The 22841-nt window shown below is 73.4% G+C and carries 21 protein-coding genes; 12 read left to right on the top strand and 9 right to left on the bottom strand.

Annotation, left to right across the window (positions count from 1 at the left end):
* Nucleotides 1–24: 24 nt before the first annotated feature.
* The 9 genes from ACQP04_RS22370 to ACQP04_RS22330 are packed head-to-tail and all read left to right on the top strand — an operon-like array spanning nucleotide 25 to nucleotide 9639.
* Nucleotides 25–1509, top strand: coding sequence for a class I adenylate-forming enzyme family protein (locus ACQP04_RS22370; protein WP_433502515.1), 1485 nt, complete (start codon nucleotides 25–27; stop codon nucleotides 1507–1509).
* Nucleotides 1509–2117: a hypothetical protein gene (locus ACQP04_RS22365; RefSeq protein ID WP_433502514.1), complete on the top strand. Its 609-nt coding sequence runs from the start codon at nucleotides 1509–1511 to the stop codon at nucleotides 2115–2117. Before ACQP04_RS22370 ends, ACQP04_RS22365 begins: the two co-directional genes overlap by 1 nt.
* Nucleotides 2114–3889: a pyruvate, phosphate dikinase gene (locus ACQP04_RS22360; protein ID WP_433502513.1), complete on the top strand. Its 1776-nt coding sequence runs from the start codon at nucleotides 2114–2116 to the stop codon at nucleotides 3887–3889. The genes ACQP04_RS22365 and ACQP04_RS22360 overlap by 4 nt, the downstream gene beginning before the upstream one ends.
* A complete protein-coding gene (locus ACQP04_RS22355; RefSeq protein WP_433502512.1) occupies nucleotides 3886–4449 on the top strand; it encodes an acetyl-CoA carboxylase biotin carboxyl carrier protein in 564 nt (187 codons plus the stop codon). The genes ACQP04_RS22360 and ACQP04_RS22355 overlap by 4 nt, the downstream gene beginning before the upstream one ends.
* Complete coding sequence (locus ACQP04_RS22350; protein ID WP_433502511.1) at nucleotides 4442–5848, top strand: acetyl-CoA carboxylase biotin carboxylase subunit; 1407 nt, start codon at nucleotides 4442–4444, stop codon at nucleotides 5846–5848. Before ACQP04_RS22355 ends, ACQP04_RS22350 begins: the two co-directional genes overlap by 8 nt.
* Nucleotides 5845–7344 carry a carboxyltransferase gene (locus ACQP04_RS22345; protein ID WP_433502510.1) on the top strand — a complete coding sequence of 500 codons (1500 nt, stop codon included), beginning with the start codon at nucleotides 5845–5847 and terminating at the stop codon, nucleotides 7342–7344. Before ACQP04_RS22350 ends, ACQP04_RS22345 begins: the two co-directional genes overlap by 4 nt.
* Complete coding sequence (locus ACQP04_RS22340; protein ID WP_433502509.1) at nucleotides 7344–7769, top strand: Zn-ribbon domain-containing OB-fold protein; 426 nt, start codon at nucleotides 7344–7346, stop codon at nucleotides 7767–7769. Before ACQP04_RS22345 ends, ACQP04_RS22340 begins: the two co-directional genes overlap by 1 nt.
* Entirely contained in the window at nucleotides 7766–8902 is a 1137-nt protein-coding gene (locus ACQP04_RS22335) for a thiolase family protein (protein WP_433502508.1), read from the top strand. Before ACQP04_RS22340 ends, ACQP04_RS22335 begins: the two co-directional genes overlap by 4 nt.
* Nucleotides 8899–9639: a tyrosine-protein phosphatase gene (locus tag ACQP04_RS22330; RefSeq protein ID WP_433502507.1), complete on the top strand. Its 741-nt coding sequence runs from the start codon at nucleotides 8899–8901 to the stop codon at nucleotides 9637–9639. The genes ACQP04_RS22335 and ACQP04_RS22330 overlap by 4 nt, the downstream gene beginning before the upstream one ends.
* Nucleotide 9640: 1 nt before the next feature.
* Here ACQP04_RS22330 and ACQP04_RS22325 read toward each other — a convergent pair whose 3' ends face one another.
* Together ACQP04_RS22325 and ACQP04_RS22320 are read right to left on the bottom strand one after the other, a co-directional pair.
* Nucleotides 9641–11113: an APC family permease gene (locus tag ACQP04_RS22325; RefSeq protein ID WP_433502506.1), complete on the bottom strand. Its 1473-nt coding sequence runs from the start codon at nucleotides 11111–11113 to the stop codon at nucleotides 9641–9643.
* Nucleotides 11106–13091 (bottom strand): primary-amine oxidase, encoded by a 1986-nt coding sequence (locus ACQP04_RS22320; RefSeq protein ID WP_433502505.1) that lies wholly within the window; start codon nucleotides 13089–13091, stop codon nucleotides 11106–11108. The genes ACQP04_RS22325 and ACQP04_RS22320 overlap by 8 nt, the downstream gene beginning before the upstream one ends.
* 196 nt (nucleotides 13092–13287) lie before the next feature.
* On the opposite strand from ACQP04_RS22320, the gene ACQP04_RS22315 reads away from it, so the two are divergent.
* Nucleotides 13288–13875, top strand: coding sequence for a TetR/AcrR family transcriptional regulator (locus ACQP04_RS22315; protein WP_433502504.1), 588 nt, complete (start codon nucleotides 13288–13290; stop codon nucleotides 13873–13875).
* Here the strand turns inward: ACQP04_RS22315 and ACQP04_RS22310 are convergent.
* From ACQP04_RS22310 to ACQP04_RS22280, 7 genes are all read right to left on the bottom strand, one after another.
* Nucleotides 13872–15263: an MFS transporter gene (locus ACQP04_RS22310; protein ID WP_433502503.1), complete on the bottom strand. Its 1392-nt coding sequence runs from the start codon at nucleotides 15261–15263 to the stop codon at nucleotides 13872–13874. The two genes, ACQP04_RS22315 and ACQP04_RS22310, sit on opposite strands and share 4 nt — an antisense overlap.
* Nucleotides 15264–15359: 96 nt before the next feature.
* Nucleotides 15360–16319, bottom strand: coding sequence for a PDR/VanB family oxidoreductase (locus ACQP04_RS22305; RefSeq protein WP_433502502.1), 960 nt, complete (start codon nucleotides 16317–16319; stop codon nucleotides 15360–15362).
* 69 nt (nucleotides 16320–16388) lie between these two features.
* A complete protein-coding gene (locus tag ACQP04_RS22300) occupies nucleotides 16389–17135 on the bottom strand; it encodes an SDR family NAD(P)-dependent oxidoreductase (RefSeq protein ID WP_433502501.1) in 747 nt (248 codons plus the stop codon).
* Nucleotides 17132–17665 (bottom strand): aromatic-ring-hydroxylating dioxygenase subunit beta, encoded by a 534-nt coding sequence (locus ACQP04_RS22295; RefSeq protein WP_433502500.1) that lies wholly within the window; start codon nucleotides 17663–17665, stop codon nucleotides 17132–17134. The genes ACQP04_RS22300 and ACQP04_RS22295 overlap by 4 nt, the downstream gene beginning before the upstream one ends.
* On the bottom strand, nucleotides 17658–18935 hold the full coding sequence (locus ACQP04_RS22290; RefSeq protein ID WP_433502499.1) for an aromatic ring-hydroxylating oxygenase subunit alpha: 1278 nt from the start codon (nucleotides 18933–18935) through the stop codon (nucleotides 17658–17660). Before ACQP04_RS22290 ends, ACQP04_RS22295 begins: the two co-directional genes overlap by 8 nt.
* Nucleotides 18932–19324, bottom strand: a complete 393-nt coding sequence (locus ACQP04_RS22285; protein ID WP_433502498.1) for a hypothetical protein — start codon at nucleotides 19322–19324, stop codon at nucleotides 18932–18934. The genes ACQP04_RS22290 and ACQP04_RS22285 overlap by 4 nt, the downstream gene beginning before the upstream one ends.
* 33 nt (nucleotides 19325–19357) lie before the next feature.
* The gene (locus ACQP04_RS22280; protein ID WP_433502497.1) at nucleotides 19358–20455 is read right to left on the bottom strand and encodes a flavin-dependent monooxygenase; all 1098 of its coding nucleotides are present in this window, start codon (nucleotides 20453–20455) and stop codon (nucleotides 19358–19360) included.
* A gap of 225 nt (nucleotides 20456–20680) precedes the next feature.
* Here ACQP04_RS22280 and ACQP04_RS22275 point away from each other — a divergent pair, with 225 nt between their 5' ends.
* Together ACQP04_RS22275 and ACQP04_RS22270 are read left to right on the top strand one after the other, a co-directional pair.
* On the top strand, nucleotides 20681–22195 hold the full coding sequence (locus ACQP04_RS22275; RefSeq protein WP_433502496.1) for a PAS domain-containing sensor histidine kinase: 1515 nt from the start codon (nucleotides 20681–20683) through the stop codon (nucleotides 22193–22195).
* A gap of 115 nt (nucleotides 22196–22310) precedes the next feature.
* Nucleotides 22311–22823: a flavin reductase gene (locus tag ACQP04_RS22270; protein ID WP_433502495.1), complete on the top strand. Its 513-nt coding sequence runs from the start codon at nucleotides 22311–22313 to the stop codon at nucleotides 22821–22823.
* Nucleotides 22824–22841: the final 18 nt, after the last annotated feature.

Raw genomic sequence — 22841 nt, 5'->3', positions numbered from 1 at the left:
GCCGCGCACCATTGAGGAGATCCAGTGCAGATCGGAGACCTGATCAGGCGGGCGGGCCGGCAGTTCGGCGCCGCGCCCGCGCTGGTCGAGGGCGAGCGGGTCGTGACGTTCGCCGAGTTCGACGCCCTGACCGACCGGCTGGGGCACGCCCTGCTGGCCCGCGGCCTCGAGCCCGGGGACCGGGTGGCCGTGCTGCTGCCCAATGGGATCGACGGTGTCGTCGTGTACTACGCCCTGGCGAAGTCCGGGCTGGTCCGGGTGCCGCTCAACGCCCGGGAGACCCCGCACGAGCTGGCGTTCAAGATCGAGGACTCGCAGGCGCGCGGGCTGGTCGTCGCCGGCGACGCGCCCGCCCCCGTGGAGATCACGATCCCGGTGGACGACCTGCCGTCGATGATCGCGGACGCGCCCGACGGGCCCTGCGACGTCCGGCGGGACCCGGACGCCCCGCTGCGGCTGGCCTACACCGGCGGCACCACCGGCAAGCCGAAGGCCGTCGTGCTCACCACCCGCAGCGAGCTGGCCGAGGTGGACAACTTCCTCGTCGACCTGCTGCCGAACCTGCGGCCGGACTCGGTGATGCTGCACGCCGCGCCGATCACCCACGGCAGCGGCGCCTTCTTCCTGCCGCACCTGGTCAAGGGCGCGGCCAACGTGATCGTGCCGAAGTTCTCGCCGGCGGCCTTCCTCGAGGCCGCGCAGAAGCACCGCGCGACGTCGACCTTCATGGTCCCGACGATGATCGCGATGCTGCTGGAGGACCCGGCGGCCGCGGCGGCGGCGTCGTCGGGGGCACTCGCCCTGGAGCGGCTCTGCTACGGCGGCGCCCCCATCGCGACGACGGTGCTGCAGCGGGGGATCGACGTGCTCGGCCCGGTGTTCGCCCAGCTCTACGGGCAGGCGGAGGCGCCGCTGGCGATCACCTGCCTGCAGCCCTGGGAGCACACCCCCGAGCGGCTGACCTCGGCCGGCAAGCCGTACACGTTCGTCGAGGTCGACATCCGGGACGCCGAGGGCCGCTCGCTCGGCGTCAACGAGGTCGGCGAGGTGCTCACCCGTGGGCCGCACACGATGGACCGGTACTGGCGGCGGCCCGAGGCCACCGCCGAGACCAAGGACGCCGACGGCTGGGTCCATACCGGCGACATCGGCCGCTGGGACGCCGAGGGCTACCTGCACCTGCTCGACCGCCGGCACGACGTGATCATCTCCGGCGGGTTCAACGTGTACCCCCGCGAGGTGGAGGACGCCCTGCTCGCGCACCCGGCCGTCGTCGAGGCGGCCGTGGTCGGGATCCCCGACGAGAAGTGGGGCGAGCGCGTCACGGCCGCCGTCGTGACCCGCGCCGAGGTGGGGGCCGACGAGATCCGCGACTTCTGCGCCGGCCGCCTGGCCGGCTTCAAACGACCCCGGGCCGTCGAGATCTGGCCCGACCTGCCCACCAGCCCGGTCGGCAAGTCGCTGCGCCGCGAGGTGCGCGACCGCATGCTCTCCCGGAAGGACGCCTGATGCTCGATCCGTACCAGCTCACCGTGCACTCCCTGACGCTGCGCCAGCTCGCGTCGGCCGAGCAGCTCGCCGAGGTCACCGGGCAGCCGGTCGCCGAGGTCGAGGCCGGGCTGGAGAAGGCCGCCGCGGACGGCGCCGTCGTCGCCGCGCGGGGCAACTACATGATCAGCCCCGCCGGCCGGACCCTGCTCGACGAGGCCTACCCGGCGGCGTTCGCCGACATCCGGGCCTCGCAGGAGGTCGCCGACGCGATGGAGGCGTTCGAGACCGGCGTCAACAAGCAGGTCCTGGCCCTGACCACGGACTGGCAGACGAAGGAGGTCGGCGGCGACCGGGTGCCCAACGACCACGGCGACGCCGACTACGACGCCGCGATCATCGACAAGCTCGCCCGGGTGCACGAGAAGACCGGGAAGGTGCTGCGGCCGCTTGCCGCCGCCGACCCGCTCGTCGACCGCTTCCTCGACCGGATCGGCGGCGCGCTGACCCGGGCCGAGGGCGGCGAGACCGACTACGTGAGCGGCGTGCGGGTCGACTCGGTGCACACGGTGTGGTTCCAGATGCACGAGCACCTGCTCCGGCTGACCGGGCGGGAGCGCCCGGAATGAGCGCGGTCCTGCAGCCGGAGACGGGGCACCGCTGGATCGTCGTCCCGGACGACCCCCAGGCCGAGCCGAGCCGGGACCTGGTGGGCGGCAAGGCGTGGAGCCTGTGGCGGATGCGGTCGCTGGGCCTGCGGGTCCCGCCCGTGTTCGTGGTGACGACCGAGGCGTGCGCCGAGTACTTCGCGGGTGACGGGCTCCCCGAGGGCCTCGTCGACGAGCTGGCGGCGGGCATCCGGCGCCTGGAGGCCGAGCTCGGGCGCTCGTTCGGCGGCGGCGACCGGCCGCTGCTCGTGTCCGTGCGCTCCGGCGCCGCGATCAGCATGCCCGGGATGATGGACACGATCCTCGACCTGGGGATCACGGACTCCGTCGAGGCCGCGCTCGCGGCGGAGACCGGGGACCCGGCCTTCGCCGCCGAGGTGCACCGCCGGTTCACCGGCTTCTACGGGCGCCTCGTGCTGGGCTGCACCGAGGAGCTCGAGGACCTCCCGGACACCGCCGCCGTGCGGGCCGCGGTGCTGGACGACACCGGGTCGCGGGTGCCGGCGGACCCGTGGGAGCAGCTGCGCGAGGCGGTCGCGGCCGTGTTCGCGTCCAGCCGCTCGCGGCGCGCCGTCGCGTACCGCAAGCACTACGGCATCCCGCAGGACCTCGGCACCGCGGTCACGGTGCAGGCCATGGTGTTCGGCAACCTCGACGCCGACTCCGGCACCGGGGTGCTGTTCACCCGCAACCCGGTCACCGGGGCGAAGGAGCCCTACGGCGAGTACCTCGAGTGCGGCCAGGGCGAGGACGTGGTCTCCGGCCGGGTCACCCCGAAGCCGTTGTCGGAGCTGGCGTCGCGGGCCCCGGAGGTGCACGCGGAGCTGCTGCGCGCCGCCGACTGCCTCGACCGCGAGGGCCGCGACGCGCAGGACATCGAGTTCACCGTCCAGCACGGTGAGCTGTTCCTGCTGCAGTCCCGCTCCGCCAAGCGGACGGCACAGGCGGCGGTGCGGATCGCGGTCGCGCTGGTCGACGAGGGGGCGGTCACGCCCGCGGAGGCGGTGCGGCGGGTGACGGCCGAGCAGGTCCGGACCCTGCTGCGGCCGCGGCTCGCGGACGGCGCCGCCGACGGCGTCGCGGAGCTGGCGTCGGGGACCGCGGCCAGCCCGGGCGTGGCCTGCGGCGTCGCGGTGGCCACGCCGGAGGAGGCGGGGCCCGGCACGATCCTGGTCCGACGTTCCACCAGCCCGGACGACGTCCACGGCATGATCGCCGCCGCCGGCGTCGTGACCGAGCAGGGCGGGGCCACGTCGCACGCCGCCGTGGTCAGCCGCGCCCTCGACACACCCTGCGTCGTCGGGTGCGGCGCGGGCACGGTGGACGCGCTGGTCGGCCGGACGATCACGGTCGACGCGACCGCCGGTCGGGTCTACGAGGGCGAGCTGCCCACGTCGGCGACCAGCGAGGACGGCGACGCCGACCTGGCGCGGCTGTGCGAGTGGGCCGAGGCGGCGGCGCCGGTGCGGGTCGCGGGATCGGGGCCGGAGCCGGTGTTCGACGCGGACACCGTCCCGCCGGAGGAGCTGGGGGAGTCCGTGCCCGCGGTCCCGCCGGGCACCCGCACGGTGCGCGGCGCGGTGTTCGCGACGTCCGAGGGCGTGCGGGCCGCGCTGGACGCCGGGGTGGAGGTGATCGTCGCGGAGAACCGGTTGCCGGTGCTGCTCGCGGCGATCGAGCACGGAGACGCAGCCCGTGTAGTCGACCATCAGAGCAGTGGAGGCAGGTCGTGAGCGCGCCGACGGAGCAGACGGGTTCGGAGTCCGTGCCGGAGGCGGTGACCTACCGCGAGGTGCAGGAGATCCTGCGGACCTTCCGAGACTCGGACTGGATCAGGATGACCGTGGACCTGCACGGGATGCGGATCACGGTGGGCAAGAACGGCCCGCCCGTGGGCGGGGCCCCGCAGGCCGGGAGTGCCCCCGCGCCGCCGGTCGCCGCCCCCGCCGCCCCCGCGCCGGCACCGGCCCCGGCCGCCGCTCCGGCACCGGCTGCGGCACCCGCGCCGGTCAGCCCGGCACCGCCCGCCGCGACCGTCGACACCACGGGCTGCGTCGCCGTGACCTCGCCCGCGGTCGGGGTGTTCTGGGTGGCCCCCAGCCCCGGCCAGCCGCCGTTCGTACAGGTCGGCGACACCGTCGAGCGGGACCAGCAGCTCGCAATCGTCGAGGTCATGAAGCTGATGAACCCGGTCGTCGCGACCGGGGCAGGCACCGTCGTCGAGGTCTGCGCGGCCAACGCGGAGATGGTCGAGTACGAGCAGGTGCTGTTCTGGATCCGGCCCCATGGCTAGCCCGGCGGTTCTCGACGCCGGCGTCGCGGCCCGCCCGCTGCGTCGCGTGCTCGTCGCCAACCGCGGGGAGATCGCGGTCCGGGTGATCCGGGCCTGCCGCACGCTCGGGCTGGAGACGGTCGTGGTGACCTCGACGGCCGACCGCGTCGGGATGGCGGCCCGGCTCGCCGACCGGGCGGTGTGCATCGGGCCGCCGCCGGCCGGGCAGAGCTACCTGGCCGTGCCGTCCGTGCTCAGCGCGGCGCTCGGCACCGGCTGCGACGCAGTGCACCCCGGCTACGGGTTCCTCTCCGAGAACCCCGAGTTCGCCGCCGCCTGCGTCGCGGAGGGGCTCACCTTCGTCGGGCCCCGGCCCGAGGCCGTGGCGCAGGCCGGGGACAAGGCACGGGCCCGTGAGCTGGCCCGGACCGCCGGCATCCCCACGCTCGACGGCTCGCCCGTGCTGGACACCACCGAGGAGGCCGTGCGCGCCGCCGCCGGCCTGGGCTACCCGGTGCTGGTCAAGGCCGCGGCGGGCGGCGGTGGCCGCGGCATGTCGGTCGTCGAGGACGAGGAGGAGCTGCGCACCCGGTTCCCGGCCGCGGCGGAGGAGGCGCGGGCCGCCTTCGGTGACGGCCGGGTCTACCTGGAGCGCTTCGTGCGCCACGCCCGGCACATCGAGGTGCAGGTCCTCGGCGACAAGCACGGCACCGTCGTGCACGTCGGCGAGCGGGACTGCACGCTGCAGCGGCGGCACCAGAAGGTCGTCGAGGAGTCGCCCGCGCCGAACATCCCCGAGCAGGTGCGCCAGGACATCCGGCGCAGCGGCGTCGCTTTCGCCGAGGCCCTCGGCCTGGACAGCGCCGGCACCGTCGAGTTCATCTACGACGCCGACCGGCAGACCTACGCCTTCCTCGAGTTCAACGCCCGCATCCAGGTCGAGCACCCGGTCAGCGAGCTGGTCTCCGGGATCGACCTGGTGGCCGCGCAGCTGCGCGTCGCGGGCGGCGAACCGCTCGGGTTCACCCAGGACGACGTGCACCTGGCCGGGCACGCCGTCGAGGTCCGGATCACCACTGAGGACCCCGCGCGGGGGTTCGTGCCGCACCCCGGCACGGTCACCGCCTGGGCACCGCCTGCGGGGGAGGGCATCCGCGTGGACAGCCACTGCGAGCCCGGGTACGTCGTCACGCCCTTCTACGACTCCCTGCTGGCCAAGATCGTGGTCCACGGACCCGACCGCGCGACCGCGATCGACCGCATGATCGCCGCGCTCGACGCCCTGCGGGTCGAGGGCGTGCCGACCACCCGCGAGTTCTGCCGGGCCGCGCTCGACCATCCCGACTTCCGCGCCGGACGCGTCACCACTGACTGGATCGCGACCCGCGGACTGCCCGACTACCTGGAGAAGGTCCGATGAACTACCTGGACGTTGCCCCGCGGACCGAGGGCGGGGGCCGGCGGCGGATCGAGATCGTCGACCAGACGCTGCGGGACGGCCCGCAGAGCTGGTGGGGGATGAAGCTGCGCCGGGACATGGGCCTGCCGATCGCCGGCGAGCTCGACCGCACCGGCTTCCACACCATCGACCTGGTGGGCAGCTCGATCTTCGAGGTCCTCGTGCGGCACTGCAAGGAGGACCCCTGGGAGCAGCTGATCTCGCTGTCGCGGGCGATGCCCCGCACCACCGTCCGGGCCGGGACCCGCAGCAACGGCATCGTGACCTTCGGGCTGACCGCCGACAGCGTCATGGACCTGTGGGTGCAGCGGCTCGTCGCGCACGGCATCGGCAGCTTCTGGATCTACGACGGCCTGTTCAATACCGACAAGATCGGCCGTCTGGTGAAGACCGCGCAGGCCGAGGGCGCCAAGGCGATCCCTTGCATCCTCTACGCGGACAGCCCGTACCACACGGACGAGTACTACGCGGCCCGCACGAAGGAGCTCGTCGCGCTCGGGGCGGACGGCATCGAGCTGGAGGACGCCGCGGGCCTGCTCACCCCGGAGCGCACCCGCACCCTGGTCGCCGCGATCAAGGCCGCGGCCGGCGATCTCCCGGTGGAGATCCACTTCCACAGCAACAACGCGCTCGCCCCGCTGAACTACCTGGAGGGCGTGCTGGCGGGCGCGGACGTGGTGCACACGGCGTCGAAGCCCCTGGCGGCCGGAGTGTCCCTGCCGTCGACCGAGAACACCGCGGCCAACCTGCGCTACGCCGGGTTCGACGTCGACCTCGACGAGACCCGCTTCGCCCCGGTCGCCGAGCACCTGCTGCGGGTGGCGGAGTACGAGGACCTCCCGGTCGGCACGCCGGCGGAGTACTCGCTGTTCCTCTACCGCCACCAGCTGCCCGGCGGCATGACCGGGACCTTCAAGGACCAGCTGCGCGCCCGCGGGATGGAGGACCGCTTCGAGGAGGTCCTCGACGAGATGTCCCGGGTTCGCGAGGAGCTCGGCCACCCCGTGATGGCCACGCCGTTCTCGCAGCTCGTGGGCACCCAGGCGGTGCTCAACATCGTCACCGGCAGCCGCTACTCGGTGGTGCCGGACGAGGTGATGATCTACGCCCACGGCTTCTACGGGAAGCCCGTCGCCCCGCTCGACCAGAACGTCCTCGACACGATCATGAGCTCGGCCAAGGCGAAGAGCTACGCGGACTGGCAGCCGCCGCAGCCGAGCCTGGCGGAGCTGCGCCGCCGGTTCGGCGAGTCGATCTCCGACGACGAGCTGATCCTGCGCCTGCTGGTGCCGGAGAGCGACATCGACGTCATGCGGGCCACCCCGCAGCGCAACCGGGACTTCGCGCCGACCACGAAGCAGGCCCGGTTCATCCGGCAGCTCGTGGAGACCTCCGTCGGCGCCTACCTGCACATCGACGGTCCCGGCTTCGAGCTGACCCTCGAGGGGGACCACTGATGACCACCGAGCTGGGTGTCGGCCGCCCGACGAAACGCCGGTCCGGGGCCGCGGTGGGCGGGCTGCCCGTCGCCGACCCCCGGCCGCTGCTCGACGGCGACGCGGTCCTCGGGGTCCGCTGCACCGCCTGCCGGTACCCGGTGGCGCAGGACGGCGTGCCGTGGTGCCCGGCCTGCTACGGGCCCGTCGAGCCGGCCCGCTTCGCGACGACGGGCGCGGCCTGGTCGTCGACCGTCGTCGCGATCCCGGTGGGGGAGCGGCGGCCGCCGTTCGGCCTGGCCTACCTGGACCTGGACGACGGGCCGCGGGTCCTCGTGCATCTCGCGGAGCCCGCCGTCCTGCCGATTGGCACGCGCCTGCGGATCACCGGCACGGACCTCGGCGACCTGGTTGCCGCCACGATCGACGACGAGGTGACCCCGTGAACCAGCCGATGCTGTGGGGCGTCGGGACCAGCGACTACTGCCTCCAGCCCGAGCGCCGCGTCGAGTCGCTCGCCTGGGCCGCGGTCGCCGAGGCGGTCCGCGACGCGGGCGTCACGCCCGGGCAGATCGACGCCATCGTCGTCGGGTCGGTGTTCGGCCCGCCCGGCGTCGCGACGCGGGTGCAGCGGGGGCTCGGGCTGCCCGGGGTCCCGATGTGGACCGTCGAGAACGCCTGCGCGAGTGGCACCAGCGCCTACCACGAGGCCGTCGAGGCGATACGGCTCGGCCGGTTCGGCTGTGTGCTTGTCCTCGGCGTCGACCAGATGTCGACACTGTTCTCGGGCGCGATCGTGCCCGAGGCGACCGACCCCGAGGGTGCCGCGTCACTGCCGCTGCCGGGGCTGTACGCGTTGCAGGCGCAGCGGTACGTGCAGGAGTTTGGGGTCACGCCCGAGCAGCTCGCCGCCGTCGCCGTGAAGAACAAGCGCCACGGCCTGGACAACCCCCGTGCGCAGCTGCGGAAGAAGGCACCGACGGTCGAGGAGGTCCTCGCGTCCCGCATGATCGCGGACCCGCTGACCTTCCTGCAGTGCTGCCCGACCAGCGACGGGGCAGGCGCCCTGATCGTGGGACCCGAGCGCGGCAACCCGGAGGACCTGCGGATCGAGGCCTCGGCGATGGTCTCCGGCGCGCTGTGGGACCACCGCACGGACGACGTCTGGGGCTACGCCAGCGTGGTCCGGGCCGCCGAGCAGGCCTACGCGCAGGCCGGACGGACGCCCGGGGAGATCGACGTCCTCGAGGTGCACGACGCCTTCACCATCGGCGAGATCCTCACGCTCGAGGCCCTCGGCCTCGCCCCCCGCGGCAAGGGCGCGGAGCTGGCGCCCTCCGGCCACACCGCCCGCGACGGCGCCCAGCCGGTGAACCCGAGCGGTGGGCTGCTGTCCCGCGGACACCCGTTGGGCGGCACGGGGACCGCGCAGATCGCCGAGGTCGCGTGGCAGCTGCGCGGCCGGGCCGAGGCCCGGCAGGTCGCCCGGCACCGCGTCGGCCTCGTCGAGACGATGGGTGGCGGCGCCGCGGGCATGGACGGCAACGCCTGCGTCGTCACGATCCTGTCGGTCCCGTGAGGTACCCCGGGTTGCTGGGGTTCCGCGAGGTCGCGGGTCTGCGGACCCGCTCCGGCGGGCGGGTGCGGCCCGGCCTGCTGTACCGGAGCGGCACGCCGCAGTTCCTCGACCTCGCGGCCGGCCGCCGGCTGCTCGCGGACACCGGCATCGCGTCCACGATCGACCTCCGCCTGCCGCACGAGGTCGACCAGGAGGGCCGGGGCCCGCTCGACCGGCTCGGGGTCCGCCACGCCCCGCACCCCGTGCGCCTGCGGGCCCTGGTCGCCCCGGGGTCGGCGGTGGCGCCGATGCCGGGCGACGACCCGCTCGTCGGCACCTACCTGCGCTACCTCGACGAGGGCGCCGAGGCGGTCGCCGGGTCCGTCGTGGAGCTGCTCGAGCCCGGCACGCTCCCGGTCCTCCTGCACCGCACGGTGGGCAAGGACCGCACCGGTGCCGTGATCGCCGTCCTGCTCGACGCCCTCGAGGTGGAGCGCGAGGACATCGCCGCCGACTACGCGCGGGGCGCGGCGGACGCCGCCGAGGCCATGGCCCGGCTGCGGACCATGGTCTCCTACGGCGACGCGGTCGACGTCTACCCGCCGGAGGCGCTGACCGCCGAGCCCGGCACGATCCTGCGCTTCCTCGCCGCCGTGGACGACCGCCACGGCGGCAGCCGGGCGTTCCTGCTCGACCACGGGCTCACCCCGGCGATGCTCGACGAGCTCGGCGCGCTCCTCGTCGAGCACCCGGGGTAGGTCAGTCGTCGGACAGGGCCTGCTGCGGGGTGAGGCCGAGCTGGTGCCCGGGCACCCCGCCGCTCTGCGCGGGGTGCGTCACGACGGCGACGGCGACACCGCCGAGGAACGCCGCGGCCACGACGGCGAGCAGGACGCCGGCGAGCACGGCCGAGCCGCTGATGAGCGTGGTGAAGTTCAGCAGCACCAGGACGGTGACGAACACGATCCCGACGAGCCCGAGGGCCGGGGCGATGCGCGTGTTCCACACGCGCTCGTCCACCCGGTGCCGGGCGAAGAACACCAGGATCGCCACGGCCGTGAGCACCATCAGGACCAGGACGCTCACCGTCGCCACCCCGGACATCCAGGTGAACAGCGTCAGCACCGGGTCCGCGCCCGCGAGCGCGAAGACGCCGAGCAGCAGCACCGCCGAGCTGCTCTGGGTGAGCGAGCCGACGTACGGCGAGCCGTGCCGCGGGTGGGTGCGGGCCAGCGCCTCCGGGCCGACGCCCTGCCGGCCGAGGGCGTAGAGGTAGCGGGAGATGGCGTTGTGGAAGGCCAGCAGCGCGGCGAACAGGCTGGTCAGCAGCAGGACGGCCATCACCTCGGCGTAGACCGGCCCGATGTACTGCGCCGCCGCCGCGAAGACCAGGCCAGCGGTGTCGGCCTGCGCCGCGGCCTCGACCTGGCTCGGGCCGTAGGCGATGACGATCGTCCAGCTGGCGATCGCGTAGAAGACCCCGATCAGGATGACCGCGATGTAGGTGGCCCGCGGGATCGTGCGCTTCGGCTCGCGGGCCTCCTCGCCGTAGATGGCGGTGGCCTCGAAGCCGACGAAGGAGGCGACCGCGAACATGACCGCGATCCCGGCCCCGCCCCGGAAGAACGTGGCGGGCGAGAACGAGGTGAGCGAGTAGCCCTCCGGCCCGCCCTTCACGAGGATCGTGACGGCGAGGACGGCGACGACCGCGATCTCGAGGACGAGCAGGACGCCGAGCACCTTGGCGCCCACGTCGATGCTGCGGTAGCCGAGCAGGCCGACGACGGCGATCAGTACCGCGGCCAGGACCCACCAGGGGATCTCCGGCCCGCCGTACTGCGTGATCAGCCCCTGCAGCGTGGTGGTGGCCAGGCCGTAGACCGCGGCCTGGATGGCGGTGTAGGTCAGCAGCGCGAGCCCGGCCGCGCCGAGCCCGAGCCGGGCGCCGAGCCCGCGGGTGACGTAGGCGTAGAAGGCGCCGGCGTCGACGACGTGGTGGCTCATCGCGGCGTAGCCGACGCTGAAGACCAGCAGGACCACGGCGACGACGAGGAACGCCATCGGCACGCCGGGGCCGTTGCCGATCGCGAGCATGACCGGCAGTGCGCCGCCGATCGCGGTCAGCGGGGCGGCCGCGGCCACCACGAGGAAGACGATGCCGGCGACGCCGATGGAACCGCGCAGCGTGTGGCCGCGGTCGGCCGTGGGGGCGGGGGCGGTCTGCTCACTCATGGTCGGCTCCCGGGAGGGTGTCGCCGGCCCCGTTCGCGGCGGCCCGGGCCGCGCAGTGCGCGCTGCGGGTGCGGGGGACGTCGAGGGCGGGGTTGCGGTCGAAGAAGCCGACCGGCTTGAGGGTGAAGCCCGTGTAGTCGACGGGCATGATCGGCCAGTCCTCGGGGCGCGGGAAGTGGGTGAGCCCGAAGGTGTGCCAGACGACGAGGTCCTGGCCGTCGAGGTCGCGGTCGTGTGCGACGTACGCGGGCAGGCCTGCGCCGCCGGCGTGCTGGTTGACGAAGTCGCCGGCGGCGTAGCGCTCGGCCGGGTCGAAGCGGGTGACCCACAGGTGCTTCGTGGCGAACGTGGCGCGGCGGTGGATGGACGAGTCCTCGTCGGCGAGCAGCTCCGGGTTGCCCTCGGGAATGAGGGCGTAGGCCACGGGGTCGCCGAGCCGGTTGCGCGAGTCCGGGTTGGTGACGTGCCAGACCCGGCCCTTGCGGGTGTCGGCGAGGCGCTGGGCCTCGGACTCGCGGCGCAGCGGGGTGCGGCTGTGGGTGAAGGCGTTGCCGCGCGGGTTGTCCGGGCCCGTGGGGACGCGCCGGACCTCGACCTCCTCGACGAGGTTGGCCGGACCGTCGACGGCCATGTCGAGCCGGGCGCTGAAGAGGTGCTGGTGGTAGGGGGCGCCGAGGCCGGGGGCGAGCTGGGAGGCGTAGGGGTTGACCTCGTCGTACCCGGGGCCGGGGTAGGCCGAGGTGAAGACGACGCCGGTGGCCTTGGCCTCGCACTCGATGGTGCCGTCGAGGTAGAGGTACCAGTAGAAGCCGTAGTCGTAGTTGCCGATGGTGGTGAAGAAGGAGATCACCATGCGGCGCTGGCGGCGGGTCTCCGCGGAGCCGGCCCACAGGTCGGTGTGCTTCCAGAGGATCCCGTAGTCCTCCTCGTGGAGGCAGATCGCGTGGGGAAGCACCCGGGGGTGGCCGAACTCGTCGGCGATCACGGCGTCGAGGTACGTGATGTCCCCGACGCAGTCGCAGCCGAGCTCCAGCGCGTTGGCGTACCGGCCGATCATGTACTCACCGGTGTCGAAGTAGTTCTGCCAGGACCGGACCGGCGAGGGGTCGGCGTAGGGGACGACCATCTCCGAGATCGACGCGCGGTGGACGATCGGGCGGTCGCGGTCGCCGTCGCGGAAGGAGATCTGGTGCAGCACCAGGCCCTCGCGCGCGTCGAAGCCGACGCGGACCGACCAGTTCTCCCACTCGAGCAGGCTGCCGTCGAGGGTGAAGCTGGGACCCTCGGGTTGGGTGATCTCGATCGGTTTCTGCGAGGTGCGCAGGGGACCGGTCACGGCGACGTCGTCGAAGTTGCCGGACTCGGTGGGGATCGGCACGGCTCCGAGGTCGATCACCTGGGTCACCGTCCGGGCGACCACGTCGACATGGCCGACCAGCCCGTCGACGGGGTGGGCCCAGGCGTGGTCGGTCGGGTGCTCCTGCACGAAGGCGAGCCCGCGCAGGATCCGGCGCCCGGTCTCCTCGGGGTACTCGAACACCCCGGCCGACAGAGGGGCGACGCGGACCGTGGCCACGTCCAGGTCGCGCGCGGCCAGCGCGGCGAGCCAGCGCTCGTCGGTGGCCAGGACCTGTTCGACCAGCTCGAACTCCTCGTCGAGCACCGGCAGCTGCCCGTCGGCCGCGGGGTCGAGGCGCCGCTCGGCGAGCACCGCCTTCGCGCTGACCGAGACGAGGACGTCGCGGCCCCCGGGCGTCACGGTGTCGTGCAGGAGGGCACGGACGACGCGCTCGGCGGAGGTGGGGTCGGGCCCGTACAGCACCTCCTTCGGGGGCTCCTCGAGGCCGAGGTGGACCACGCGCGAGGTCTCCGGGAGGAGGCCGGCGTCGGTGAGGACCTGGCGGGCGATGCTGATCTCGTCGCCGGTCAGCGGGCTGAGCGGGTGCGCGGGACCGGCGTCGGTGGCGATCGGCGGCATGTGGGATCTCCGTTTTTCTCCGGGTGTAGACAATAGGCTGGGGCAGACCGGCCGGTAGGGGAAGTGGGAATTCCTTTCGGCATCGGTCAAGACGCCGGACGGGCGGTCGCCCGGCGGCACCTCGACCAGCGGAGCCGCGCGTGCGGAGCAGGCCGGTCCGGTTACCGTGGACGTGTGCGGCGGCGAGGAGAGCAGGGTGCCCAAGCAGGTTGACCACGACGAACGCCGGGCCCTGATCGCCGAGGCGACCTGGCGGTTGATCGCGGAGCGCGGCATCGACGCAGCGACCATGCGCGAGATCTCCTCGTCGATCGGCATGGCCAACGGTGCCCTCAAGTACTACTTTCCGGACAAGAATGCGCTCGTCCGGACGGCGTTCACGCACGTCTTCGAGGCGACGAACGCGCGGATCAGGGCGCGGCTGGCCGGGACGACCGGGCTGGCGGGCCTGCGGGTCTTCTGCCTCGAGGTGATGCCGGTCGAGGACGTGACCCGGCTCGAGGCGCGCGTGGTACTGCCCTTCTGGCAGCGGGCCCTCGCCGACGCCGAGCTGGCGGCGGTCTACGTCGAGGCCATGGCGGTGTGGCGCGAGCAGATCCGCGGTTTCCTGCGGGCGGGCCGGGCGGACGGGTCGGTCACCACCGGGGTGCCCGACGCCGTCCTGGCCGAACAGCTCCTGGCGATGCTCAACGGCGTCCAGGCGCTGGCCCTGCTCGACGGCGGCGCCGCCACACCCGACCTGCAGCGCGGCATGATCGACGCCTTCCTCGACGGCCTCGGCTAGGCCGTCGCGGCGTGCTGCTCCTGCAGGCGCCGGCCGGTGCGGTCGGGCCGCAGGAACAGCGCGGCCGCCAGCCCGGCGACCAGGAGCACGGCGCCGGTCAGCAGGAAACCGTGGTTCAGGCCGGACGCCATGGCGTCGACCATCTCCGGGGTGCGCTGCTGCCCCGCGGCCGGGGCGCGGTAGCCCGCGGCCTCCATCAGCACCCCGATGACGAACGGCGAGCAGATCGCGCCGATCGACGCGACGCCGCCGAGGACGGCCATGACCAGGCCGCGCTGCTGCGGCGCGACGGCGTAGGCCAGCGCGCTCGGGACCATCGGGTAGATGATGCTGCAGCCTGCGGCGACGGTGAGCAGCACCACCGCGAGGGCACCGCCGGTCACGGGCAGGAGCAGGAACGAGACCCCCGCGAGGACGGCGGCGACGCCGAACGGCACCGCGATGGCGGAGCGCACGCTCGCTCCGCGGCGCATCAGCCGCCTGCCGAGCACCCCCAGGCCCAGCAGCAGACCCGCGCCGAACAGCCACGGCAGGGTGGACACCACCCCGACCTCGCCGAGGGACAGGCCGATCACGCCGGTCAGGTACTGCGGGGACCAGGTGGTGAGGAAGCCCTGGGTCCAGAAGTTGCCGAACCCGCCGATCACGGCGGCGGCGAAGGTGCCGCTGAGCAGCAGGGCACGGACGGGCACGACTCGCAGGGCGTCGACCCCCGCCGCCTCCGCCGGGGCGGCGGTGTCCCGAGCGGGCGTCCTGCGGCCGGCGAAGGGCCCGTCGGAGCCGACCAGCAGCCAGACCACCGACCAGACGAGCCCGACGACGCCGAGCACACCGAACGCCCAGCGCCAGCCGAACTCGACGATGACCCAGGCCAGGGCCGGGGCCGCGACCACCGGGCCGAGCGCCGACCCCGCGGCGACGAGGTTGCTGGGCAGGGCCCGGTCCTCGGGGGCGAACCAGCCGTGCACGGAGGTCAGCGACATCGCGGTCGCCGGCCCCTCGGCGCCGCCGAGCAGGATCCGGGTGACCAGCAGGATCGCCGCGCCCCCGCCGAGCAGCATCGGGAACTGCATGACGGCCCAGAACACGCCCATCGCGAGCAGGATCCAGGTGGCCTGCACGCGCCGGGACAGGATCCCCACGCCGAACGACACGACGGAGTAGAGGAAGAAGAAGGCGCTGCCGATGAAGCCGAACTCCACGGCGGAGATGCCGAGCTCGGGCATGGCCTCACCGGCGACGAGGCCCAGCACCGCCTTGTCGGCGAACGCGATCACCTGGAACAGGACCAGCAGGGCCGTGACGACCCAGGCCCGGCGGTTCATCCGCCCCGTCCGGACGGCGGCGGTCAGCGTCCCGGTGCCGGGCGCGTCGGTGGAGGAGGACATGGTTCTCCGATCGGACGGGTCCGGGGCGTCGTCGCCCGGCGGACCGGTGGTGGACGTCGATGACGAGCAGCGACCGAGGGGAGTGCAGGGTTCGGGTCAGTAGAGTTCGATCTTCAGTCGGGCGGTGCGGGCGCGGGAGACGCACAGCGCCATCTGGTCGCCCGCGGCCCGGTCGGCCGCGGACAGGCAGCTGTCCCGGTGGTCCGGCACGCCCTCCAGCACGCCGGACACGCAGGACCCGCAGACGCCCTCCTCGCAGGATGTGAAGACCTCGATCCCGTTCTCGTCGAGGACGGAGAGGATCGAGCGGTCGGCCGGGACCTCGAACTCCTCGCCGGTGTCCAGCTCGACCACGAACGCCTGGTCGGCGGAGGTGTCGATCTCGGCGGCGACGAAGTGCTCGACGTGGACATGGTCCGCCCCGACGGTCGGTCCGAGCGTGGCGGCGACCTGGTCCATGAAGCCGTCCGGACCGCAGGTGTACACGCGGCTGGATGCGGTGAGGCCGCCCGCGTGGGCGCGGAGCACCGCGGGCTGGTCGGCACGGGGCACGCCGAGGTGCAGGTGGACGCGGTCCCGGAAGTCCGCTCGGCGCTCGAGCAGGTCCGCGAACGCCGCCTCCTCCCGGGAGCGGGCGAAGTAGTGCAGCGTGAAGTCCGCGCCCCGCCGGTGCAGCTCGTAGGCCATGCTGAGCAGCGGTGTGACGCCGATGCCGCCGGCGACCAGGAGGTGGTGGTCGGCGTCGTCGGCCAGGGCGAGCAGGTTGCGCGGGGCGCCGATCGCGAGGGTGTCGCCCACGCGGACCTCGTGCAGGGCGGCCGATCCGCCCCGGGACGCCTGCTCCCGCTTGACCGCGATCAGGAGGGAGCCGGCGTCGTCCGGCGGGCTGCACAACGAGTACTGGCGCTGCACGCCCGTCGGGCCGACGACGTCCACGTGCGCGCCCGCCTCGTAGGGCCCCAGCGGGGATCCGTCGGTGGTGACGAGCCGCAGGCTGCGGATGTCGGCCGCCTCCTCGGTGACCTCGCTGACGCGGACCGCGACGGTAGCCGTCATCGGACCCTCCTCCTTCCCGTGCGATCAGGTACGTGCGATCAGGTCCGAGCGATCAGGTGTGGTGCGGTGTCACCGCAGGTACAGACCGCCGTTGACGTCCCAGCAGGCGCCGGTGACGGACGCGGCGTCGGGGGAGGCGAGCAGGGCGACCATCCGGGCGACGAACGCCGGGTCGCCGAGCCGGCCGACGGGGATGCCGGCGCGCAGCGCCTCGATCCCGTCCTCGCCGACGACCGTGCGCACGGTCTCGCCGTCCTGCGGGCCCGGCGACACGGCGTTGACCGTCACCCCGCGCGCCGCGAGGTCACGGGCGAAGACCTTGGTCGCGGTGAGCACCGCGCCCTTGGACGCGGCGTAGTGGGCGCCGGTGGCGGTGCCGCCGTTCTGCCCGGCCAGCGACGCCATGTTCACGATCCGGCCGTAGCCCTGCTCGGCCAGGTGCGCGCCGAAGACCTGGCAGGCCCGGAAGGTCCCGCCGAAGTTGACGGCCATGACGGCGTCCAGCTCGTCCGCGCCGATCTCCATGACCGGGGTGGCCTGGGTCCGGGCCGCGTTGTTGACCAGCACGTGCACGGCCCCGAAGACCGCCAGGACCTCCCGCAGGAGTGCGGCGGGCGCGTCCCGGCCGGCGACGTCGACGGTGAAGGCGCGAGCGGACGTCGCCGTGCCGTCGAGCTCCTTGGCGAGCGCCTCGGCGGCGGCACCGTCGAGGTCGGCGACCGCGACCCGGTAGCCGTCGGCGTGCAGCCGGCGGACGATCGCCTCGCCCAGCCCCCGGGCGCCGCCGGTGACGACCGCGACCTGCGGCGCGCTCACAGGAGGAACCCGGCGGCCGGGACCGCGGACTCGCTGTCGACGAGGCGGACGATCTTCTGCACGATGCGGTCCCCGGCGGGCCCGTCCGGCGAGAGCCGGATGCGGTGGACCAGGTCGGCCGCCCACAGGTCGTGGTTCTCCCGCTTGTAGGCGACGAGGACCTGCGCGGACCGGACGACGACCTCGTCGTCGGACACGGACTCCGGGACGAACCGGGACACCGTGCGGACGGTGCGGGCCGCGTCGACGGCGGCGATCGCGTAGCCCTCGGTCATGCGGGCCACGCGCATCCGCCGCATCCGGGCGTCGTCGTAGACCATGTTGAGGATGTCGTCGAAGCGCTCCGCCTCGGGGTCGATCGGGATCACGTAGAACCCGTCGTCGGTGTAGAGCGCGTCCCAGGCCTCGTAGGCCTTGCGGTCGAGCAGCTCCGCCTCGCGCCAGATCAGCTCGATCGCCCGCGCGACCCGCGGGTCGGTCGTCGGGATCGGCACCGGGACGGCGGCGGTGGGGGTGACGGTCTCATTCATCGCTCATCATCGCCTTCCAGTGGGCGTACGCGGCGCGCATGCCGGTCTCGTCGGTGACGTGGGAGGTCGGCCAGCCCTCGGGGCCTGGCTTCTCCCGGGCCAGGCCGCGGTTGACCAGGATCGGCATGGCGGGTGCGGCCGCCGCGCCGCGCTGGACGCGGTCCCAGCCCTCGGCGTCGTCCGGGGTGCCGAAGCCGAAGGGGCCCTGGAAGTGCTCGTGGATCCGGAGCCGCTCGCGGTTGACGGCGTCGAGCTCCGGCGGGCCGTCCGGTCCGATCGCGACGTGCTCGATGCGCGTCTCGTTCACCGAGATCGGCCGCAGCACGCGGAAGAAGGCGGCGGACATCGACACGTTCGGGAACAGGTTCAGGTTGAAGCCGGTGCCGTGCATCGCGCGCACGACCTTGCGCACCTGGGCCTGGTCAAGGGTCTTCGACAGCTCGGCGACGAGGTCGTCGAACCGGCCCTGCAGCGGCTCGGAGCCGTCGTCGGCGTCGAGGTCGGAGTGCTCGGGCACCATCTGCATGACGCTGTGGCCGTGCCCGAGGTCGTGCGTCGTGCACGTCGGGTCGGTCATGAACGACATCATGTCCGCGGTCTCGGCGTCGACCGACGCCATCCACGAGCGGTGCACGATCGGGAAGTGGTAGCCGTCGGTGGTGTTCTCCAGCTGGATCTTCCAGTTGCCGCGGAAGCTGAACTGGTGGCGGCCGAGCACCTTGATCGGGTAGCCGCCGCCCTGCTTCATGAAGCGGTCGATCCACAGCCGGGCGTCGCCGAGGAAGTCCTCCAACGGCTCCGCGTCCTCGTTGAGCGTCGCGAAGATCATGCCGCCGTACGACTCGGTGCGCAGCTTCCCCAGCGAGAGGTCGCGCTTCTCCATCACGCCCTCGTAGCCGTCCGGGTACGGGATGCCCCGCAGCGACCCGTCGAGGCCGTAGGACCAGGCGTGGTACGGGCAGGTGAAGCCGTTGACCTGGCCGCTGGGCTTCTCGCAGACGCTCGCGCCGCGGTGTCGGCAGCGGTTCAGCAGGGTCCGCACGACCCCCTTGCGGTCCTTCGTGACGATCACCGGCTGGCGGCCGACGAAGGTCGACTTGAACGACCCGGCCCTCGGCAGCTCGCTCTCGTGGGCCACCCAGATCCACGAGCGCTCGAAGATGCGGGTCATCTCGAGCTCGAACAGCTCGGGGTCGGTGTAGAGCCGTCCCGCGACCCGGTCCTCGCGGACGAGGTCGGCGGGGGCGGTGCCCAGGACGTTCTCGATCATCGCTCGCCTCCGGTCGCGGGGAGCGCGACGTCGTCGCGCACGGTGAGGGCCCGGCCGATGCGGGCCTCGATCTTGGCGAACCGCCAGAGCTTCACGCCGCCGTCGCCGACGGACGTCGTGCGCAGCAGGTTGCAGGCGGCCTTGACGGTCTCCTGGGTGTCGACGTCCGCCAGGATGTAGCAGGTCCACGGCCACCCGTCGGACGGCCCGACCATGTGGGCGTCGTCGTCGATGTCGCCGATGAAGTCGACCCCGGGCAGGCTCTTGAGGCCGTCCATCATGGCCACGAAGGACTGCCAGACGTGGCCGGTGGTGATGCCGTCGGTGGGGAGGTCGAAGAAGTTCTGGTTGATGCCGATGCAGAACAGCACCCGCAGGGGCGCGGCCATGGGGTCTCCTCGTGGTGGTCGGGTGCGGGGCCGTCAGCGGAAGCCGGGGGTGGTCGGGGGCAGGCCCATCAGGACCGCGCCCGCCGCGTCGTAGATCGCCGGCCCCAGGAACGCGTGCTGCTTGGGGACGAGCGCGTCCCCGAGCAGGCGCTGCAGCGGGTGGGTGGTGCCGATGGGCGCGGTGCCGGACACCTCGACCAGCCCTGCCACCACGTCCGACGCCGTCTTCGCCAGGTGGGCCGACGCGAGCCGCAGCTCGGCGTTCTGCCCGTCGGTCGCGGGATCGCCCCGCAGCACGGTCTCCCAGGTCTGCGCGGTTGCCTCGTAGAAGAAGGCACGCGCCGAGCGCAAGGCGGCCTCGGCCCGCGCGACCTCGGTCCGGTAGTACGCGCGGTCGGCCAGCTTCGGCGCGCCGGTGACGCCCTTGTAGCCCCCGCCGACCTCGCGGGCGTGGACCAGCGCGGCGCGGGCGACGCCGGCGCCGACCACGGCCAGCACCTGCGCGGCGTAGGCGATCGTGGGGTAGCGGTAGAGCGGCTCGTCGACGGTCGGCGCGCCGCCGCGGACGAACGTCCACTCCCGCGCGACCTCGACGCCGTCGACGACAAGGTCGAACGACCCGGTGCCCTGCATGCCGACGACGTCCCACTCCTGCACGATCTCGACCTGCTCGGGCCGCAGCACCGCCGTGCGGGGCTTGCCGCCGGAGGCCTCGTCGCCGGGCATCCCGACGCCCAGGAGGTCCGCGCCCATGCAGCCGCTGGCGAACTTCCAGCGCCCGGTGAGCCGGTGGCCCCGCGCGGTCTCCTCGCCGCGCTGCGGCGGGAAGAGCGCGCCGGCGAACGCCACGTCCGGGCCGTCGGCGTAGATCTTCTCCTGGGTCTCGACCGGGAGCGCCGCCAGGTAGATCTGCGCGGAGCCGAAGCTCGCCACCCAGCCGGTCGACCCGTCGACCTCGGAGATGCGCTCGATCTGCGAGAGGAACTCCGCGGGCGGCAGCGGGTCGCCGCCGAAACGGGCCGGGGTGGCCGCGCGGTAGAGACCCGCCTGCTTGAGCCGCGCGACGAAGTCCTTCGGGACATACCGCAGCCGGCGGAACTCGTCGCGACGGCCGACCAGTTCGGCGAGCACGTCCGCGAGCGGAACGTTTTCCCGCGTCCCGGGAAGAGTCCGTTCTCCCGATTCCTCGATGCGCAGCATCGCTCCTCCTCGTCGCCGCGGTGAACGGATTCGAGAGTAGGAACGGCGAGGGGGCGGCGAAATCAGAACCATCCCTGCCCGGATAGGGACATCCCGCCCGTTCCGTAGGGGATTCCTTCAGTCCGCCCCCGCGGACCCGCGCCCTACGCTGTGCCGATGTCGGTCGACCCGAGCGCGCCGGAGATCGTCACCGAGGACCTGGTGACGCTGATGAACGCGGCCAGGACGTGCGTCCTGGTGCACGACGCCGAGACCAAGAACATCCTCTGGGCGAACCCGGCCGCCTGCGAGCTGCTCGGCTGGCCCCTCGACGAGCTGCGTCCGCTCAAGGCCAACGACATGAGCAGCACCGCGCCGCAGTACCACCGGGTGCTCGGGCGGGCGTGGCTGCAGGAGGCGGTGGAGCGGGGCAGCAGCCGCATCGAGTGGCACTACCGCACGCGCAACGGCCGGGTCGTGCCCACGGACGCCCTGGCCAGGCGCGTCGAGCTGGCGCAGGGGCCCGCGGTCATGGTCGAGTTCCGCGACATCGAGCGGGAGCAGGCCACCGAGCAGGCGCTGCGCCGGACGACCTCGTCGATCGACGCGCTGGCCCGGCACACCTCGACGATCGCCCTCACGCTTGACGCCGCCGGGACCGTCCGGTTCGCCACGGACACGGCGCTCGCCCTGCTCGGGATGGTGCCGGAGGAGATGGGCCGCCGGCTCGACGAGTTCGGCACCCTGCGGGCCGGGGGACGGCCCGTGAGCTGGGCCGACGTCGCCGCGCAGGCCGACCCGACGATCGAGGTGCAGCTGCAGGTGCCGCGCCCCTCGACCGACGAGGCGGTCTGGCTGGAGGGCACCCTGGAACGGCTCGCCGAGCCCGACGGCGACGGCCTGCTGATGATCCTGCACGACGTCTCCGGCCGCGTGCACCGCGAGGTGCTGCGCGAGCGGGAGCTGCACCGGGAGAACTACCAGGCCCGCTACACGGCCATGGGCGACATGGCGATGGCGATCGCGCACGAGCTGGGGCAGCCGCTCGCCGCGGCGGGGAACTTCCTGGCGGGCACCATCCGGCACGCCGGCGTCCTCGAGGACGAGGGGTCGCTATCGCGGGAGTCCGCCGACCGGCTCCGCTTCGGGATCGGCAGCGCCGTCCGGCAGATCGACCGGGCCAGCGCGATCGTGAACGCCGTCCGCGCGTTCGTCGGGCATCTCGAGCAGTACCGCCAGGTCGTCGACCTCCACGACGTGGTCGACGAGTGCCTGTACTTCGTGCGGCTGCGGGCCGTCGATCCCGGTGTGCGGGTCGTGGTGCACCGGCACCCGGAACCCCTGCCGACGGTCTGCGAGCGGGTGCTGACCGGGCAGGTGCTGCTCAACCTGTGCTTCAACGCCGTCGACGAGATGGCCTGCTGCGCGCCGGGGGAGCGGGAGCTCGAGATCACCACGAGCGTCCGCGACGGCGAGGCCGTCCTGACCGTCGACGACCGCGGCCGCGGGCTGCTGCGGGACCCCTTCGCCGAGTCGTTCACGTCGAAGGAACAGGGCAGCGGGATCGGGCTGGCGCTGAGCTACCGGATCATCACCCGGCAGCACGGGCGGATCTGGGCCGAGCGGCGCGCGGGCGGCGGATCCCGCTTCGGGTTCGCCCTCCCGCTCGCCGTCGAGCACCGGCCCGAGTAGGGGAAAGCCTCAGGGAGAGCGGAGGAAGTCTTGATACCGGAGCCGCCCGACCGGGCCATACGTTGCGGATATCCGCCGACCGGCCCCGGCCGGCCGCGACAGTCCAGGAGGAGCTGTGCCCGAACCGACCCGGACCCAGTCAGACTTCCGCTCCGCCATGGCCAACCTGTCCGCCGCCGTCAACGTGGTCACCACCGACGGCCCGCACGGACGGGCCGGCATGACGGTCAGCGCCGCCTGCTCGGTCACCGACTCCCCGCCGACCGTGCTGGTCTGCGTGAACCGCTCCAGCCGGTCGCACAATGTGCTGGTCGGCAACGGCCGGCTCTGCGTGAACGTCCTGGCCGGTGAGCACGAAGACCTCGCGATGCACTTCGCGGGCGCGACGAAGGTCCCGACCGCCGAGCGGTTCACCGACGACCGGTGGGACCTCACCAGCCACGGCGTGCCGGTGCTGCGCGGCGCCGCGGCCACCGTGATCGGCCGGATCCGGACGCGGCGCGAGCTCGGCTCGCACACCGTGCTGTTCGTCGACGTCGAGCAGGTCGGCACCCAGGACGACGGCGGCGCGCTCGTCTACTTCCAGCGGCGCTTCCACAGCCTGGGCGCCCCCCGGCTCAGCGCGTGACCGGCCCCGTCCGCGAGG

Origin of the sequence: Pseudonocardia halophobica, from assembly GCF_050948485.1 — a bacterium.
GTDB lineage: Bacteria > Actinomycetota > Actinomycetes > Mycobacteriales > Pseudonocardiaceae > Pseudonocardia > Pseudonocardia halophobica.
Note: the sequence above shows the minus strand (reverse complement) of the source record. Positions and strands in the feature narration are given on the sequence as shown.